Source organism: Aneurinibacillus sp. REN35 (assembly GCF_041379945.2).
Taxonomy (GTDB): Bacteria; Bacillota; Bacilli; order Aneurinibacillales; family Aneurinibacillaceae; genus Aneurinibacillus.
In genome coordinates this window covers 47,827-64,368 of sequence record NZ_JBFTXJ020000007.1, presented here as the reverse complement: position 1 = coordinate 64,368, position 16,542 = coordinate 47,827, and the positions used below count along the sequence as shown (strand labels likewise).

Sequence of the window (16,542 nt, the reverse complement as noted above, 5' to 3'; positions counted from 1 at the left end):
TAAACGAGTTTCTCTGTGATACTACTATGATAAGAAGAATCCGACAATAGAAAAAGGGCTGAACTTTATTCAGCCCGCGTTCGTACCGCTATGATGGCTGCCTATGCGGTAATAACGGTCGATCCCTGTTCGGTTTTGCAGATGGCCTGACATGTTGCTTCTGCTGCGCAGCATTGTGAGCAGATATTCTGCTGGCTATACGGACAGTGCAGCATATCTTCTCGGATAAATTCTCCCTTACAGCTGCCGCAGGTGTGTACATCTTCATTATATATATTAGTCTGTCCGGTTGTTTCTAGCTCTTCAACCTGACGCGAGGTAAGATAGGTTTTTCCTTTGGTAGCAACAGCGATGATAAGGCTGATCGCACTGGCGAGAACACCTGCAATCAGTGCCGCCAGACCGGATAGCATTGGACCAAATGCACCGGATGCAAGGACGGTTCCCACAATGCTTGCAATGACGATCGATACGACGCCGACAGGGTTCCATTCTGGAAGAAATCCGCGGCGGTGCTCGATGTGAAGTTGACCAAGCTTCAGCCATTTTTTGATAACAACAACGTCCGTTACAAGGATGGAGGCCCAGGCGAATAAGAATACACCTTGGAAGGTGAGCATCGGACCGATATAATCAAGGACGCCAACAAGCATACACAAGATGGCGATGAGCGCTGTTGTTACAACCCAGAACACGCGTCCAGGTGTGAAATGAAAGACGCGGGCAAAGAAGTTGGCAAGTGACATCGAACCGCTGTATAGATTGGTCACGTTAATCCGCAGTTGCGTAAGAATCGCAAATAATGCGCCCCATGCGCCCATGGCCGTAACGAAGTACACACCCGGATTGTCGCTCATATACCGCACGCCAAACCAGATGCCCAAGAGGCCGGAGAGAAAGAAGCAAATAAGTTGAGGAATGAATCCGACGGCGAATACGCCAATTTTAAATTCTTCTGGTTTGATAAAGCGGGCATAATCAGAGATGAGGAGTGCCATGATGCCAACGAGACCGTTGATGATTCCGATGCATGTAACGAGGCCGATTCCGCCGACTTCCTGACCTTGAGGAAGGAAGGTGAGCCATGTATCAGCGTTGGCGAAGTCGCGCGTAGCAGTGAGGTAGATGCCTACGCCAAGGAGAATAAGATAGACAGGCAAGGAGTATTTTTGGAATTTGTCTAGTTGCTGAACCCCATACCAATTAAGCGGCACAACCGCGAGACCGAAGAAGATCATCAATCCCCACAGGGGTACAACTTTTACATATTCATATACGGCAAGTGCCATAATGGAGCCTTCGATGGCACAGTACATAATGAAGTTCATGGCATAAATGAAGGAAGTGATGGAGGCGCCGATGAAGCCAAAGCCTGCACCGCGCGACATTAGATTAACATTTAGCCCATTTTTAGCTGCGAAGTAAGCGATTGTAATACCGAGGAATCCGGCGATGAGCGTCGCGTAGATTTCAGCGAGCAGGGCGTTGATACTGCCGAATTGGATAGCCATTAAGCTTCCCATCTGCATAAAGACCATGGCGGTAGCGACACCGATGGCTACGTTCGTGATATTAGGCCAGCGCATCCGCCAGTGCTTTGGTACACGCTGTAATGCATAGTCTTCCTTTTGCTCGCTTTTTTGATCTTGGTTCACGTGAACGATCTCTGCCATACATGTCACTCCTTTAATAAATAATAAATAAGGGAAGGGGAGGGAGGCCGCGCTGCGGCTCCCCTTCGCCGTGGACGAAACGACTATTTCCAGTAAGCAAGTGTGCGTTTGCGCAGCATGTCGCGGTATTGTTCAGTAGAGGAAGGCAGCGCGACTCCTTCAGCATAGTCTATAATGACACCGTGACGTCGGATGACATCAAGCGCATCGATTTCTCCGCTTCTATACTTAGCCTCAACAGAGGCGATGTCTTCTTCTAGCCATGCTCTGCGCTGGCTGCGAATGGCCTCACGTTCTTTTTGTGTGGCCTCTTCATCGATTTCGAAAGCATCGATTTCACGGTCAATTTCTACAATTACAACCCCATAATCTTTGCGTGCTCGCTCAATGGACACATATTCATCAATAACATCTTCAAGCACAAGGCGAGGGTCCCGCTCAAGCGGATCACCGAGTCCACCTCCACCGGCTGACGGACGGTCGAATGATGCGCCTGCCTGCAGTGGAACATTTGAGAAGACGGTTCCTAGGAATCGTTCGTCCTCTGTGCCAGGATTCAGCCTCGCACCGTGGGGAAGGGAAGGCAGTCCCCCCTGAATGCCCCAGGTTACAGAGCGGGACCGATCGCAGCAGTAGGACATTACAGTATTCTCGCAATCGGTTAGAATTCCACCCTTACGTACCCCTGCACCGCCGCGGAACTGGCCCGGTCCTGCAGAATCGGTGACGATCTCATGGTGTGTCGTGATGACAGGAGAGAGACGTTCCTGTCCTTCGCATGGCTGAATGCTTAGACCCACTCCGAATACGGGAGATAAGGCATTGGCTCCGTCTTTGCGGGAGCGGCCGCCGTGTCCGCCAGCCATCCAGTCATACCACATAAAGTAGCTATCATAGCCTGCGCGTCGATCCCAGCCGCCGATAAGCAGATACTCAAGGTTGAATGAGCAGGCAAGAGCCCGCTCCGGCATAATTTGTGACCAAAGCTCAAAGATCGCATTCATAATTTTTTCATACGCACCGGAGCAGAAGCCTGTGACTGCAACCGGCCATGGTGCATTGACAACTGAATTTTCCGGAAGTTCTACGTGTACGAAGCGGTAGAATCCAGAGTTGAGCGGAATATCCGGGAAGAATGTCTTCGTTCCAGAGATGGCAGCCGAGAAGGAGGCGCCGAATCCTGAATTCAAAAAGCAACTGATCGATGGGTGAGAGCCTTCCAAATCGTAATAGATTTCATCATCTTTAATTTCCATCCGAACATGGATCGGGATGAGTTGATCTCCGATCTCAGGGTCCATATCAATATAGTCGGTGGTCTCCCAGACGCCATCCGGAAGCTCCGCGATGCGGGAGCGACCGAGACGTTCCACATAATTCTGCACTTCTTCAAAAGCCGTGAGTACTGTATCTACGCCATATTTTTCGATCAATCGTATGAGTTGTGCTTCCCCTACCTTTGTTGCTTCGGCCTGCGCACGTAAATCCCCCAGACGCTCTTCAGGGACACGCATGTTGGCGACCATGAGATTGGCTACATCCTGCAAATAATGCCCTTTACTCCAGAGGCGCACCGGAGGAATTCGCATCCCCTCACCGTAATGATCTTTGGACTGCACATTGAATGAACCAGGAACAGAGCCGCCTACATCGGCCCAATGTCCATTCGACTGCATGAGAGCGATGAGACGTCCGTCATAGAATACGGGACGTACAACGCGTACATCGCAGAAATGGGTTCCGCCACGGTAGGGATCGTTAACCAGAAAAACATCGCCAGGGTGAATGTCATCGCCGAAATCTTCGAGAACGGCTTTAGCTGTAAGATGAAGCGTACCAACGTGCACGGAAATATCCTGTGTTCCCTGCATGATTGTGTTGCCCTGTGCATCGCAGATGGCGGAGCTGAAATCCCGACTGTAAATAACGAAAGAGTAGCATGTGCGAAGAATCTGTTCGGACATCTGGTCTACCAGGTTAACGAAAGCATTCTTCAATACTTCGAACGTTACGGGATCAAGACGGCTTGCTGTCGTTTGTGTAGGCTGGCTCATGATTTTGCCTCCTTATCTTTGTAAGTAAGAATCAGGTTTTTGTAAGCATCTACTTCAGCGATAAATCCGGGCGGCACAACTACAGTGGAGTCTAACTGCTCGACGATAGCCGGACTGGAGAAGAAAGCACCGACTGGAAGTAGGCTGCGCTGATAGACTGTAGAAGGAGTAAAACCGCCGCTTTCTTCAAAATACACACTGCGGGTGTCTTTGACGGCGTCTTCAAGTCGGCCTTCAGCCTCGGATGTCGGAAGATCCGGTTTTGGGACGACACCGGTAGCGGTAACACGAAGTCCATAAATTTCTACACCTTGCTCCGGGTTGGAGAAGGCGAATTCGCGTGCATGCTCCTGATGGAATTGTTCTAGTGCTTCTTCGAGCGAATGAATCGGGCGTGAGATCGGAACGGATAGGGAGCGCCATTGACCGGTATAACGCATATCGATATAACGTGTCAGCTCAATCTGATCGTCAGGTACGCCTTCTTCTGCAAGCAGATCAGCCGCCTCGATTTCCATATTGGCATACTCCTGCTCCAATTCATCAAGAGATACATCGGTTACATTTGCCAAATATGTTTTGGAGATGTCATGGCGTACATCAACGAGAAGACATCCCATTGCTGAAGTAATGCCCGGATGCGGCGGTACAATGACCGTAGGAATCTCCATCTCTTTAGCTAGATGAGCACCATGCAGTGCGCCTGCACCGCCGAATACGACAAGCGCAAAGTCACGCGGGTCATAGCCGCGGCGTACAGAGATCAAGCGCAAGGCATCACACATATTGGCATTTGCCACTTTAATAATGGCATTGGCTGCTTCTTCTTCTGAGTAATTGAAAGGTGCCGCTATTTTTTGTACGACATCTCTTGATTTTTCGATATCAAGGCTCATTTGTCCGTCTAATAATTCAGTACCGAGACGACCTAGAATCAGATTGGCGTCACTGTTTGTTGGTTCTGTACCTCCTCGGCTGTAGCAGGCAGGCCCCGGTGTTGCGCCAGCGCTCTGAGGTCCATTACGGAGCGATCCGCCTTCATCAATCCAAGCCAGACTTCCGCCGCCTGCGCCAATGGTTAGAATCTCGATGCTTGGGAATCCAATTGGATATCCGTATTCGATATACCAGTCTTTCGTTATACGAAGTTCCCCGTTGTACATAAGTGAGATGTCTGTACTTGTTCCCCCCATATCCAGACCAATCGCGTTCTGGAAGCCGCACTGCTTAGCGATATGGGCGCTGGCGATTGCTCCCGCTGCAATACCCGAACTTGCCAGGCGCGCCGCATACCGAGGAACTGTCTCAGACGTCATAACGCCACCGCCAGAGTGGAGGACAAGTACGTCACCTCCATAACCGTCTGTCTGTAGCGAGCCGGACAATTCCTGGATATAATTGCTGACGATTGGACCGAGTACGGCATTGACGATCGTTGTACTGAAGCGCTCATGTTCAAAGATCTCCGGCAGCGTATCGCTTGAAGTGCATACATACACGCCAGGTAATTCTTCTTGAATGATCTCTTTCATTCGCCGCTCATGCTCTCCATTAACATAGGCGTTAATGAAACAGATGGCGATCGATTCGACGCCTCGCCGCTGCAACTTGCGGGCTAAGCTTCGTGCCTCCTCTTCATCAAGCGGTGTGAGAATGTTGCCGTTGTAATCCGTGCGCTCAGTTACTTCGAAACGATCGCGCCGACGAATATAGGGGGGAGCCACGTCTTCATAAGCATCCCATAGCTCAAGCCTTGTACCACGCCGAATCTCGGGTACATCTCGAAATCCTTTAGACGTAATGAAAGCTGTCTTTGGCAGCCTTCTTGTAATCAATGCATTGGTGCCTACTGTTGTACCATGAGAGAACAGTGTAATCTCTTCAAGTGGTACCGCCGAGTTCTTTACACCTTCTAGAATGCCGCGGGCTGGATTATCAGGAGTGGAAGATACTTTGGTAACCGCAATCTCCCCTTTTTCTTCGTTAAATACGAATACGTCGGTGAATGTTCCGCCTACGTCTACAGCTACACGGTATTTTCCCATGCTGCATACCTCCTTATATATGTAATCGATGCTGCTGATTCATAGGTGTTTGTCTTTTTATTGAAGCAATCATCGTGCCAAAATAATAATGAACTGAATAATTTAAAAACTTAGAATTGATAACGCTTTCGGAGATGTGGAGAAGGTAAGCTGGAAGAACGATCTTTCTTTTATGAAATTTTTCTTGCGAAAGTGAAAGAAAAAAAAGAAAAGCTACCTAAAAAGGCAGCTTTTCATTGAAAGAAGATAGGGTGTATAATCTTTATTTTGCTCGTTTTTCTTCAATGACTTGGTGTTTCGGACGTCTGTGCATGCCTTTGCCGTAATAAAAAATCATAAGAATCACATACCAGGCAGGCCCGACGATTAACGCAATGCGTGTCTCTGGAAAGTAAGCCATCAATCCGACAACACCCATAAGGAAAGCCAATGTCACATAGGAGCTGAACGGAAACAGCGGCATTTTATACGAAAGGTTGCGAATTTGATCGATGCGCAGCGTTTTTCGATAACGAATCTGTGACAGGAGAATGACCGCCCACGTCCAGATCGCACCGAATGTACCGATGCTTGTCACCCACTGGAACACTTGATCAGGCACAATATAATTGAGCGTGACACCGATGAGCAGAGCCCCGGCAGATGCAAGAATGGCAATATGGGGAACACCACTTTTGCTGATTTTTTTAAATGGCTGTGGTGCTTCTTTTTGCTGTGCTAAGTTAAACAGCATGCGTCCCGTACTGAATATCCCGCTGTTACAGGAGGATAGTGCAGCGGTCAGGACAACGAAATTAATGATACCGGCTGCATACGGGATGCCTAGTTTATCGAATGTCAGAACGAATGGACTGCCTTTGCCTTCAAGCCCGTTCCAAGGATAGATGGAAAGAATGACGAACAGTGCGCCTACATAAAAGATAAGAATGCGCCAGAATACAGTATCAATCGCTTTTGCTAAAGACTTCTGCGGATTCTTGACCTCACCTGCGGTAACGCCAATCATCTCGATTCCAAGGAAGGCGAAGAGTACCATCTGCATGGACATCAATACGCCTGTGATTCCATTTGGCAAGAAGCCGCCGTGTGACCAAAGATTGCTGATGCCTACGGGAGTTCCTCCGTTGCCAAGACCAAAAATAATCATGCCAAGGCCGACAACAATCATGAGAATAATCGTAACAATCTTAATGAGAGCGAACCAGAATTCCAGTTCACCGTATGCTTTAACCGCAATTAAATTTACGGCACCCATCATGATCAGCGCCGCGAGTGCCCAAGCCCATTGTGGACTCTCGGGAAACCAAAACTGCATATAGATGCCGACGGCTGTAATTTCGGCCATACAGGTAATAATCCAGAGAAACCAATAATTCCAACCGGTTAGATAGCCAGCGATTGGACCGAGATAATCACGCGCGTAGCGGCTGAAGGAGCCGGCGACAGGGTTTTGAATCGCCATCTCGCCAAGTGCGCGCATAATAATAAACATACCTGCGCCAGCAATGGCATAAGCGAGTAAGATAGCAGGCCCAGCCATTTTGATGGCGGACGTAGCACCGAGGAATAAGCCCACTCCGATGGCTGCCCCAAGCGACATGAGGGTAATATGGCGTTCCTCTAGGCCGCGATGCAGTTCTTCGTGCTGTGTTTTCATAAAAACCTCCTCGAATTGTTTATGTATATAGGGTTTCCCATTTGGAAAACGCTTTCGTGAAAAAAAGTATAAATTATATTTTCTTACTTTTACAGCTTTTTGTATAAAGTAATTCTATTTAAATTATTTTGTAAATAATATAAATGTGGATGTGATACGGGTACACAAAATAAAAACTCCTGCAAGCAGGAGTCGATGTAGTGCTTCATATTATAATTTTGGAATGCGGATTGGACTGACCATCAGGATTGCCAGCAAGAGCATAAGCAGCGGGCTAGAAAAGGAGAACAATGCTAATACAGCGACGATCAATCCGGCCAGTGTAATAGGGACACCCATATAATAGCCGATGGTTGGCTTAATATTGAAACGGCCCAGACGCCAAGCTCCGGCAATCGGAAAAGCGATGAATGCCAAGGTGAGCAGAAGGGAGGGCGAATTCATTGTATGGACGAGAATGGCAGGTGCCACACCAAAGCTTACGATATCAGCTAGAGAGTCAAGTTCAACTCCCATCGGGCTATCTACACGCAGCATACGTGCGAGCTTACCGTCGAATACATCGCATAATGCGGCGAGCAAAATCAGGAAGGCCGCCATTTTATAAAATTCATTCATTGCAAACGTAAGTGAAAAAATCCCGCATACGAGATTTCCAAGTGTAAAACTGTTAGGAATAGACCTGAGAATCGAATTCATTCTTCACCTCACGGACAGACTTTATTTTGCATTGTATCATAAGGGGCGAAAAAGAAAAATAACCCGTCAGCAAAATGCTGACGGGCTTTCGTGTTTATCGCCACGGTCATCTTGTGATAAAGCTTCATCCATAACATAAAGGGAAGGGGGACTTGCTAAAAGCTGGGGTTCCTTGTTCGCCGTCATGAAGTCTGAGCAACAGGTTTCGCAAACATTCATATCTACACGGTGTGAGTCACCCTGCTTGACCTGCAGGCAGGATAAACAAACGTACATCCTCATGCTTTGTCCTCCTTCAAACAGTAATACATAATTAGTATACCACATTTATTTGAAAATTTACACTATATCCCTGTTGTTTTTTTACTTTTCGTTTATTACATGACATACCTAGTATGGGTCAAATATGTACAAATATATATGACACAAAAGGTTTTTCTCTATTATAATAAGCGACATACCTATGTTTTGATACGGGAGGAAAGAAAAAGTGAATGAAAATAAAAAAGAAGTTGAACAAAAATTGACGGAGATGTATCAACGGGATACGAACGCGATGATTCTCGTCTTTGCTCAGTGGTGCGTCAATCATGAGATAGACCCTCTTGTTCTGTATCAGGAAGCCTATCCGGAACAGCGTATTTCTGAGGAGCTTCGCAATATGGCAGCATTGACTGTACCAAAAGAAGAAGCAGGAGAGATTGCGACAGATACTCTGCTTGCTGTGCTTATGATGTTCGATAATGAGCGTCTGGCTACGGTTGTGCAGGAGAAAGCCGACGCATGGAAAAAAAGTAAATAAGCAAAGAAAAAAACGGAGCATACAGATCGGCTCCGTTTTTTCTTTATGATGATTATGCTCGGACGGATTTAAAGCGTTCTACCCACTCCAACAGTTCATTGATAGACTGACCGATTATCGGCAGGGAAATGAATGTGTTTAATATCATCACAATAAGCGTAATGACGAGTACAGTGCCTACGCTGAGGCCTACTGCAAATGAAGCCAAAGCCAGTATGTTCACCAGAAGACGTCGCCTTGGATGCTGGTAGTTTTCGATTGCGCGAATAAGCCGCAGCTTCTCGCCGCGGTTGGCGAACCATGTCTCACGCTCTTGAATACGCATCCGCAGCCGATCATTTTTTAGAACAGAGGATGAGATATTCTTCTCCATAGTTTTTCTCCTTACCTTCCTGTGGTCTGTATACAATTCCTTACCCCTTTTGGTGTAAAAAAAATCAGGCCGAAGCGTATGCTTGGCCTGATGTACTTCTTATTTCCATTCAAGTGAATCGATAATTCTACTCTTAAATAAAGCAAGTAGAAAATCAATATAATGATCATGACGCACAATTACTTGGTATTCATGATTCGGGTGCGAGTAAAAGATAACGTCTGTATATACTTTATCGCTATCAAAAAATGCACGAACCCTTCGCAGTCCAGGCAATATTGTATCGACATCTAGAACTGTAAAGACAAACTCCTTGTCCTTTTCATTGTCCTTCTCTTCAATAAGTAAACGATCGGTATTATAACGGTACGTAACCATACATGTCCCCCTTTTTATACAAGATAGCGCAGGTAGATATATACAGTGGCCATCAAAACAGACAAAATCATAAGCGGGAAGCCAACCCAAAGGAATCGAAGGAATGAAATATTATGTCCTTCCTTAGCAGCCATGCCCGCGACAATTAAGTTGGCGCTCGCACCGATCAGCGTACCATTTCCGCCTAGACATGCGCCAAGAGCAAGGCTCCACCAGAGCGGCTCTAAATCACTAATTCCCATTTTCCCCATTTCTTGAATCATCGGAATCATGGTTGCAACGAAGGGGATATTGTCTACGAATGCGGATGCAATGGCACTCATCCATAAGATAAGAAGGGACGTTGCAACAAGATTGCCTTGCGTCAGCTCAATAGCTTTGGTAGCTAACTGGGCAATAACTCCCGTCTCCACAAGGCCTGATACAAGTACGAATAAACCTACGAAGAAGAAGATCGTCGTCCATTCCACCTTGGTTAAGGCATCTTCTAAGTAATGTTCTCCGGTCAGAAGCAGCAGAACGAATGCCCCGAGCAAAGCGACCGTGGCTGATTCCACGTGAAAGATTTGGTGAACGAAGAAGCCGCCGATTGTCAGCGCAAGAATAAGCAGACACTTCTTGAGCAGGGCGGTATCTGTAATCTCATCTCTTTCATTTAAATTCATCAATCCCACTTTTAACTCATCAGTCGTCCGGATCTGTTTGCGGTAAAGGAGCGCAAGAATAGCAACGGTAACCACAAGAATAAGAAGAGAGATCAATGTTAAGTTATTGATGAATGCAACAAATGTTAATTCCTTAACAGCACTGCCGATCATAATGTTTGGCGGGTCCCCGATCATTGTTGCGGTGCCGCCGATATTGGCTGTCAGTATTTCCGCAATGAGGAATGGGATCGGATTGATACGCAGTTGACGTGTAATGCTGAATGTTACCGGAACCATAAGCAATACTGTCGTTACATTATCAAGAAACGCGGAGCCGATAGCTGTGATCAAGCTGAGCGCGATCAGGATTTTAACCGGTTCCCCGTGTACCTTCTTGGCGGACCAGATCGCAATGAATTTGAATAGTCCAGTTTGCGCTGTGATTGCGACAATAATCATCATTCCGGTCAACAGGCCAAGTGTATTGAAGTCAATGTGATGAATGGCTGTTTCCTGATCCACAATACCAAGAACCACCATCAACGCGCCCCCTAGCATGGCAACGATTGTACGGTGGATTTTCTCGGAGATAATTAATGCATATGTAACCAGAAAAACTCCAATGGCTATGATTGCTTGTTGTTCCATTGATGTACTTTAAAACCTCCTATGATGTAAAAGATAATCTATAACCTATTCATATACGAAACGAAAGTAAGGAAGTTTCAAATTTCGACAATAAAAAACAAGATATTTTTTATAATACCCAACTTTTTGTCTGCTTATCTAGGTAATCTCTATACTTTGTCTATTTTTTTTAGTGAAAAAAGTTTTTCTACAATATTTTCCAATCTAATTGATTTTTTGATAAAATAGAGAAAAAGATAGAAGGGGGAGTAAAATGAAAAAAGTCGTTGCCATTTTGTTAGCAGTATTTCTTTTGGTTCCTGGCATTGCAGCCGCGAAAACACAGGTCGAACATACGACCATCAAGCGGGTAATCTATGATAAGCAAGAAAAAGGTTATTTTTTTGAGACAGAAGCAGATAAGAATGGAGTATGGTATCTTAATATTCTGTATGTTAATAAAGAAAACAAGATCCTGCTTAAATCGCTACAACAGCATCTGTTAAATAAAAAAATCGACATTACATATGAAGACTACGATAGCGACGATACAGATGACTGGGAAATGATTGAATACACTATTTTGAATTAAAGTAACAAGGGGGCTGCTAATACAGTCCTCTTATTCTTTTACGCAAAAGAAATTACAAATATAAGGAGGGCTTTGTAATGAAGCATCACGCAGCGCAGCTTTACCAATATCACGTCTGGGCAAACACAAGAATCATCGAACATGTCAAAAGCTTACCGCAAGATATTTACTGTATGGAGGTGCAGGGTGCTTTTTCTTCCCTTCAAGAAGCAATAAATCATATATACATGATGGATGCTATGTGGTTAGGTGTAATGTCTGGTGACAGCTTTTCTAAGAGTAGAGAGCGATTGAGTGAGCTGATGGAAGAGGTAGCAGGAAAGGACATTGAACAGATGGAAGCGATGTGCCTTGCATTATCACAACAGTATAAAGCTTTTTTGCAGAACCACGAAAATCTGGACATGCCGTTTACCATTGAACATCCTCACTTTGGCCGATTAGAAACGAAACGATCTGAATTAATACAGCACGTTGTAAACCACGGAACCTACCATCGCGGGCAAATCACGGATATATTGCGGCAAGTAGGCCACTCTGGTATTCCGACTGATTATATTTTTTATGTGTATGCAAGAGAACAGGGATAACACGTCTCTGGCTGCCTACATTTATATACATGAATTGTTGATTTTTTGTGTTATATTTTAAAATATTCTGTAAAATAAGAGTAATTTTATGTAAAATTATGATAAAATAAAGAAAAACAGATAAGAAAAATTTTATATTTCTTATCTAAGGGAGGCAGGCTCGTTATGTCGCAAATATTTGGGAGCCGCAAGTGTCCGAATTGCCACCAAAAGTATGAATGGACGGGCTTATTGAACAATCAAATAGATAAAGAAACGCAAAAGAAACTGGTAGGGAATAGAGATTTTCAGTATGCTCAATTTTCGAAGGAAAGCAATACAGCCTTTAAAGTAAATGTAAGGTGTCCTCATTGTAACTATCCTATTGAGTTTGATTATGATGACAAAAGAATGATCTTATAAGTAGTTCTATCTCCTTATATCTGTATTTTCATTTTTCACCTTGATAAACGTAGGATAAGTAGACTTTGCATCCTAACGTAATTTGGTATTGTATAAAAAGCTAAAAAACTCTGTAAAACTATCCCCGCATCTCTTTACCTCACTAGAATCCATTCCAATGAAAGGGACTTGAACAAAAATTTTTTCATTATTTCTGTCATCGATACAATATGCTGTATCACCACCGTCAAAGCCAATTATCAATAAACCAGGTATAAACTCTTCGATTCTACTTTCCATAATATTAAGTATGATTCACCTATAGCACCTTCTCCCCCGTTTGAAAGCAGCATGAAGTCAACTCTACTAGATAGTCTGCAAAAGAAGGAAGTGAAAAACACGTTAAGCATGTGAGAAAATAGGTTATAATGAAAAAAGAAATTTCGCAGCATAAGAATTGAAAGGAATGATTGTAAATGGGCGTTATGTTCTCTAGTCCGGGGATGATTATGCTGTTCATTACCGGTGTCATTATTTTAATTGTTTTCTTTGGCGGCATTATTACAGCGATTGTACAGACAGCACGGGGAAATCTTAGAGTCGATTACGATGCGATCGCCGCTCAAAATGCAGTAGCGGATGAGGAACGTCGTCGTGCGAAGAGACTGGAAAAACAGAAATAAGAGCATAGGAGATACTTTTGTGTTCGATCCGACAATTTTTGAGAATATGAAGGTAGCGCTTGAGGGTGCGGTGTACGATCTAGATTTTGCGGGAGAGATTGCAGTCATCTCGCGCAATGATCGGGTGGAGCTCTCAACGATGTCACGTGAATACAGTATTGGATATGCGGACCGAAAGCGAGGCAGCGGGCCGAAGGTTACGGCGCTTCTTACATTGTCAGCGGGAGCAGAAGATCTGGCGGGTGAGATACTTGAGATCGCAGAGACGGATAAGCGTCGATTCGGCTGCACGCTTCGCATCGTCTTCGTCATGGAGATCGACAGTGAGGATCACTGTCGGGAAATTGCGGCGGTGCTTGATAGCGTCTGGTTCTATCGGCCGCGTATTGTACAGGAGTTGTCGTTTATATATTCAGCGGATAGGGAGCATCGACCGTATCGTAATACGATTACGCTGAATTTTGATCGTAAAATTAATGAAGATAATATAGATGATTTGTTCAGTGTGATTGAACATGCGCTTCGTTCGCTGCGTATGCTTGCAGAGGTAGTATAAAAAACCAAAAAGCTCTTCACTCGACTTTTTTGTCGAGGAAGAGCTTTTTTATCTGGCAAGGAAGTGAAGAGTGGACTATCCGGCCTGCTGTGTGCTGATAGCTAGCGCCTTAGGCTTAGATGCAAGCGAATATCCATAGAAGATTAGCGCGATACCGATGCTGTTAGCAAGTGGAAGCATGTCTGTTAGACCAAAGCGGGTCAGTGTTCCGCCCATTGCGATAATGAGTGAGCCGACACCGATCCATAATCCGGATTTTGATTTGCGACGGAAAAAAGTATAGAAAGAACCGATAATAAGTGCGAAGCTTCCCGGAATCGTTAGCATTGGTGAATACAGACGAGCTTCTCGCGGCAGTGCGGTCCCGCCGATTTCTTCGCCGTGAAGAGTCAATTGCTGGATGTGGAGCGGCGAGTTGAATACCTTTACAAACATTGCGATCGTAATAATACCCACCAATATAAGGAAGGCATGAGCAAGCTTTGGTTTTAGCGTAAAGTATAGCTGCCCTGCACCAAGAAATGCGACTAATGAAGCGGCTGTTACATACCAGATGCGGTACATTGTCGGTTCCCATCCGATGATATAGGATAGTGTGCTGCCTAGCGCGCTGAAAAAATAAAATAAGAAGCCGATAAACCATGCCAAATGACTAGGCTTTCGTTTGGCCAGCCATTGACAGAAAATGCTGTAGGTAAAATACCCGGACAGAACGGATGCAAAGCCCCAGAGAGCAATATTCATTTTTCATCCCCCATTATTGATAAGGTTCACAAAGAGAAATGCCCCTGTTTCGCATAAAACAGGGGATTCCATAATCTCCATTCACTTCCTTTTATGACTTCTTATATCATATCATGAAAGTGAATTTCAAGCTGCATGTCATTTGTGACAGTATCGTCAACGGTAAGTAAAGCATTGGTAGATGTTCGAATGGACAGTGCATTCTCTAGTGTGACCCGATCTCTTTCCGGTGGCAGTGCCTCAAAAAACCAGGGGTGAATGGTCAACAAAATTTCTAGAATGGCGCCAACGGTATGCGGGCGGTCGAGATGAACATCCATTTTCTCTGCGGCTTGCGTCCCGTATATCGTTATGTGCATGGTGTTATTCCTTTACGTATTTATTGACTTTGCGCATGGCGCTTGATTGGCTAATGCCAAGCGTTTCCGCCAGCTTGTATGTGCTTTTGCATGATTCGTACGCCTGGCGAACGATCTGGCCTTCATACCTCTCTAACTGTTCCTTGAGTGTCAGGTCGTCTGACGGTTGTGGTGGCGCGGTATGTTCATCATCATACAGCACACTTGTTACATGCTCAGCCGTAATCATCGCCTCATCGACTGTGACGATAATTCGCTCCAGGAAGTTGCGCAGCTCCCGAATATTGCCCGGCCACTTAGCACGCCGCAATTCTTCAGCAGCAGTATAACTCAGCTTTTTTTCAATTCCATACGTTTCTTTGAATTCTTCAAGAAAACGCATGGAGAGCGGCACGATATCTTCCTTTCTTTCACGAAGTGACGGAACAGTGATAGGAATTACATTCAGCCGATAATACAAATCATTTCGAAATGTTTTCTCTTCGACTTTTTTCTTTAAATCTTGGTTCGTCGCTGCGATAATGCGTACGTTTACCTGAATGGAAGTGGTACCTCCAATTCGGAAAAACTGCTTTTCTTGTAGGACATTCAACAGCTTGGCTTGCATTGACAGCGGTAGTTCGCCGATTTCATCTAGAAGCAACGTTCCTCCGTCTGCCGCTTCAAATAGTCCTTTTTTTCCTTTTTCATGCGCGCCTGAAAATGCGCCGCGTTCATATCCGAACAGCTCTGATTCAATGAGCGACTCGGGAAAAGCACTGCAGTTAACAGAAAGAAAAGGTGCCTGCTTGCGTGGGCTCATGTTATGGAGAAAGCGTGCCAGATGGGTTTTCCCGACGCCTGATTCTCCAAGCAGCAGCACGGTGCTGTCAACTTTGGCAACTTTTTCGATTTTAGTTAGAATACTAAGCATCGCCGGACTGCGTACGGTTAGCTTCATACCGGATGCTTCTTCACGCAGTTGAAGCGTTTCCTCGTAGGTTTCTACGCGCTCTTGCAGTTGGTCGAGCTGTTCACGCAGGTTCAGAAGCTCTGTGATGTCGCGTGAATTGCTGACGACACGAATCAATCGATTGTCCTGTGCGAATACGGGGGTAGCTGTAACTAATAATCTGCGTCCGTTTTGCGTTTCCTGCACAAGATTGATTCGCTTCTGATGCGCAATCACATCAAGCGTAGCGGACCGTGAGAAGATGCCTGCAGATACAAGCTCGTTCACATGCTTTCCGACCATTTCTTCAGCTTTTAGTCCATAGTTCCGTTCACAAGCTCCGTTGACACGAACCGTATACCCTTCTCCGTCGGTTACAAAAATCTCGTCATACGCTGCAGCAATAATGCTTTTTAGTTCTGCATACAGGTGTTCATACTCTGCAGCAACGTGACTTTCCCGGGTCTCCCATGGAAAGACAAGCCATGCGAAGCCGTGCGGCTCGGGCAATAGTCTTCCCTCCCAGAGAAAGTGATCCGCCCGCTGAAAAAAATCGCCATCTGCCGCCCACTTGCGCAGGCGGTCAGATAGCTGGTCAGGGGTCCATCCCTTCTCGAAAAACCACTTTTCAATTACATTGTTGTACTCAAACGTATCGCGTGCCAGATAGCAGAATCCGATCGAGAAGCTATCGAGCAGCGATCCGATGTGGATATCCGCTGGCATGGAGCGCCTCCTTACTATAAGGCGC

Annotated in this window: 17 protein-coding genes; 5 read left to right on the top strand and 12 right to left on the bottom strand. The window is 45.5% G+C overall.

Annotated features, from left to right (window positions below; genetic code table 11):
• Positions 1–101: 101 nt before the first annotated feature.
• The 5 genes from AB3351_RS14265 to AB3351_RS14245 all read right to left on the bottom strand — a co-directional run bounded on the left by AB3351_RS14265 (position 102) and on the right by AB3351_RS14245 (position 8,128).
• Complete coding sequence (locus AB3351_RS14265) at positions 102–1,673, bottom strand: purine-cytosine permease family protein (protein ID WP_371147812.1); 1,572 nt, start codon at positions 1,671–1,673, stop codon at positions 102–104.
• 83 nt (positions 1,674–1,756) lie between these two features.
• Complete coding sequence (locus AB3351_RS14260; protein WP_371147811.1) at positions 1,757–3,727, bottom strand: hydantoinase B/oxoprolinase family protein; 1,971 nt, start codon at positions 3,725–3,727, stop codon at positions 1,757–1,759.
• Complete coding sequence (locus AB3351_RS14255) at positions 3,724–5,772, bottom strand: hydantoinase/oxoprolinase family protein (protein WP_371147810.1); 2,049 nt, start codon at positions 5,770–5,772, stop codon at positions 3,724–3,726. Before AB3351_RS14255 ends, AB3351_RS14260 begins: the two co-directional genes overlap by 4 nt.
• Before the next feature lie 262 nt (positions 5,773–6,034).
• Positions 6,035–7,429, bottom strand: coding sequence for an amino acid permease (locus tag AB3351_RS14250; protein ID WP_371147809.1), 1,395 nt, complete (start codon positions 7,427–7,429; stop codon positions 6,035–6,037).
• Between the two features lie 210 nt (positions 7,430–7,639).
• Complete coding sequence (locus tag AB3351_RS14245; protein WP_371147808.1) at positions 7,640–8,128, bottom strand: CDP-alcohol phosphatidyltransferase family protein; 489 nt, start codon at positions 8,126–8,128, stop codon at positions 7,640–7,642.
• Positions 8,129–8,618: 490 nt separating this feature from the next.
• Here AB3351_RS14245 and AB3351_RS14240 point away from each other — a divergent pair, with 490 nt between their 5' ends.
• Positions 8,619–8,930 carry a hypothetical protein gene (locus AB3351_RS14240; protein ID WP_371147807.1) on the top strand — a complete coding sequence of 104 codons (312 nt, stop codon included), beginning with the start codon at positions 8,619–8,621 and terminating at the stop codon, positions 8,928–8,930.
• A 52-nt stretch (positions 8,931–8,982) separates the two neighbouring features.
• Here AB3351_RS14240 and AB3351_RS14235 read toward each other — a convergent pair whose 3' ends face one another.
• From AB3351_RS14235 to AB3351_RS14225, 3 genes are all read right to left on the bottom strand, one after another.
• A complete protein-coding gene (locus AB3351_RS14235) occupies positions 8,983–9,303 on the bottom strand; it encodes a DUF5665 domain-containing protein (protein ID WP_371147806.1) in 321 nt (106 codons plus the stop codon).
• A 99-nt stretch (positions 9,304–9,402) separates the two neighbouring features.
• Positions 9,403–9,681: a hypothetical protein gene (locus AB3351_RS14230; protein ID WP_371147805.1), complete on the bottom strand. Its 279-nt coding sequence runs from the start codon at positions 9,679–9,681 to the stop codon at positions 9,403–9,405.
• Between the two features lie 14 nt (positions 9,682–9,695).
• Positions 9,696–10,976: an ArsB/NhaD family transporter gene (locus AB3351_RS14225; protein WP_371147804.1), complete on the bottom strand. Its 1,281-nt coding sequence runs from the start codon at positions 10,974–10,976 to the stop codon at positions 9,696–9,698.
• A 253-nt stretch (positions 10,977–11,229) separates the two neighbouring features.
• Here AB3351_RS14225 and AB3351_RS14220 point away from each other — a divergent pair, with 253 nt between their 5' ends.
• The gene (locus AB3351_RS14220; protein ID WP_371147803.1) at positions 11,230–11,547 is read left to right on the top strand and encodes a hypothetical protein; all 318 of its coding nucleotides are present in this window, start codon (positions 11,230–11,232) and stop codon (positions 11,545–11,547) included.
• A 77-nt stretch (positions 11,548–11,624) separates the two neighbouring features.
• Positions 11,625–12,137 carry a DinB family protein gene (locus tag AB3351_RS14215; RefSeq protein ID WP_371147802.1) on the top strand — a complete coding sequence of 171 codons (513 nt, stop codon included), beginning with the start codon at positions 11,625–11,627 and terminating at the stop codon, positions 12,135–12,137.
• A 474-nt stretch (positions 12,138–12,611) separates the two neighbouring features.
• Here AB3351_RS14215 and AB3351_RS14210 read toward each other — a convergent pair whose 3' ends face one another.
• Positions 12,612–12,818 (bottom strand): SMI1/KNR4 family protein, encoded by a 207-nt coding sequence (locus tag AB3351_RS14210; protein WP_371147801.1) that lies wholly within the window; start codon positions 12,816–12,818, stop codon positions 12,612–12,614.
• Between the two features lie 176 nt (positions 12,819–12,994).
• Here AB3351_RS14210 and AB3351_RS14205 point away from each other — a divergent pair, with 176 nt between their 5' ends.
• Both AB3351_RS14205 and AB3351_RS14200 read left to right on the top strand, forming a co-directional pair.
• The gene (locus tag AB3351_RS14205; protein ID WP_371147800.1) at positions 12,995–13,201 is read left to right on the top strand and encodes a hypothetical protein; all 207 of its coding nucleotides are present in this window, start codon (positions 12,995–12,997) and stop codon (positions 13,199–13,201) included.
• A 19-nt stretch (positions 13,202–13,220) separates the two neighbouring features.
• Positions 13,221–13,757: a hypothetical protein gene (locus AB3351_RS14200; RefSeq protein ID WP_371147799.1), complete on the top strand. Its 537-nt coding sequence runs from the start codon at positions 13,221–13,223 to the stop codon at positions 13,755–13,757.
• Between the two features lie 75 nt (positions 13,758–13,832).
• Here the strand turns inward: AB3351_RS14200 and AB3351_RS14195 are convergent, their stop codons facing one another.
• From AB3351_RS14195 to AB3351_RS14185, 3 genes are all read right to left on the bottom strand, one after another.
• Positions 13,833–14,501: a hypothetical protein gene (locus AB3351_RS14195; protein WP_371147798.1), complete on the bottom strand. Its 669-nt coding sequence runs from the start codon at positions 14,499–14,501 to the stop codon at positions 13,833–13,835.
• Positions 14,502–14,602: 101 nt separating this feature from the next.
• A complete protein-coding gene (locus AB3351_RS14190) occupies positions 14,603–14,860 on the bottom strand; it encodes a hypothetical protein (RefSeq protein WP_371147797.1) in 258 nt (85 codons plus the stop codon).
• A gap of 4 nt (positions 14,861–14,864) precedes the next feature.
• Positions 14,865–16,517 (bottom strand): sigma-54 interaction domain-containing protein, encoded by a 1,653-nt coding sequence (locus AB3351_RS14185; protein WP_371147796.1) that lies wholly within the window; start codon positions 16,515–16,517, stop codon positions 14,865–14,867.
• Positions 16,518–16,542: the final 25 nt, after the last annotated feature.

Bases quoted from the DNA above. Each gene is read 5' to 3' on its own strand.
- AB3351_RS14265 (WP_371147812.1), bottom strand. From the start codon at position 1,673: ATGGCAGAGATCGTTCACGTGAACCAAGATCAAAAAAGCGAGCAAAAG.
- AB3351_RS14260 (WP_371147811.1), bottom strand. From the start codon at position 3,727: ATGAGCCAGCCTACACAAACGACAGCAAGCCGTCTTGATCCCGTAACG.
- AB3351_RS14255 (WP_371147810.1), bottom strand. From the start codon at position 5,772: ATGGGAAAATACCGTGTAGCTGTAGACGTAGGCGGAACATTCACCGAC.
- AB3351_RS14250 (WP_371147809.1), bottom strand. From the start codon at position 7,429: ATGAAAACACAGCACGAAGAACTGCATCGCGGCCTAGAGGAACGCCAT.
- AB3351_RS14245 (WP_371147808.1), bottom strand. From the start codon at position 8,128: ATGAATTCGATTCTCAGGTCTATTCCTAACAGTTTTACACTTGGAAAT.
- AB3351_RS14235 (WP_371147806.1), bottom strand. From the start codon at position 9,303: ATGGAGAAGAATATCTCATCCTCTGTTCTAAAAAATGATCGGCTGCGG.
- AB3351_RS14230 (WP_371147805.1), bottom strand. From the start codon at position 9,681: ATGGTTACGTACCGTTATAATACCGATCGTTTACTTATTGAAGAGAAG.
- AB3351_RS14225 (WP_371147804.1), bottom strand. From the start codon at position 10,976: ATGGAACAACAAGCAATCATAGCCATTGGAGTTTTTCTGGTTACATAT.
- AB3351_RS14220 (WP_371147803.1), top strand. From the start codon at position 11,230: ATGAAAAAAGTCGTTGCCATTTTGTTAGCAGTATTTCTTTTGGTTCCT.
- AB3351_RS14215 (WP_371147802.1), top strand. From the start codon at position 11,625: ATGAAGCATCACGCAGCGCAGCTTTACCAATATCACGTCTGGGCAAAC.
- AB3351_RS14210 (WP_371147801.1), bottom strand. From the start codon at position 12,818: ATGGAAAGTAGAATCGAAGAGTTTATACCTGGTTTATTGATAATTGGC.
- AB3351_RS14205 (WP_371147800.1), top strand. From the start codon at position 12,995: ATGGGCGTTATGTTCTCTAGTCCGGGGATGATTATGCTGTTCATTACC.
- AB3351_RS14195 (WP_371147798.1), bottom strand. From the start codon at position 14,501: ATGAATATTGCTCTCTGGGGCTTTGCATCCGTTCTGTCCGGGTATTTT.
- AB3351_RS14190 (WP_371147797.1), bottom strand. From the start codon at position 14,860: ATGCACATAACGATATACGGGACGCAAGCCGCAGAGAAAATGGATGTT.
- AB3351_RS14185 (WP_371147796.1), bottom strand. From the start codon at position 16,517: ATGCCAGCGGATATCCACATCGGATCGCTGCTCGATAGCTTCTCGATC.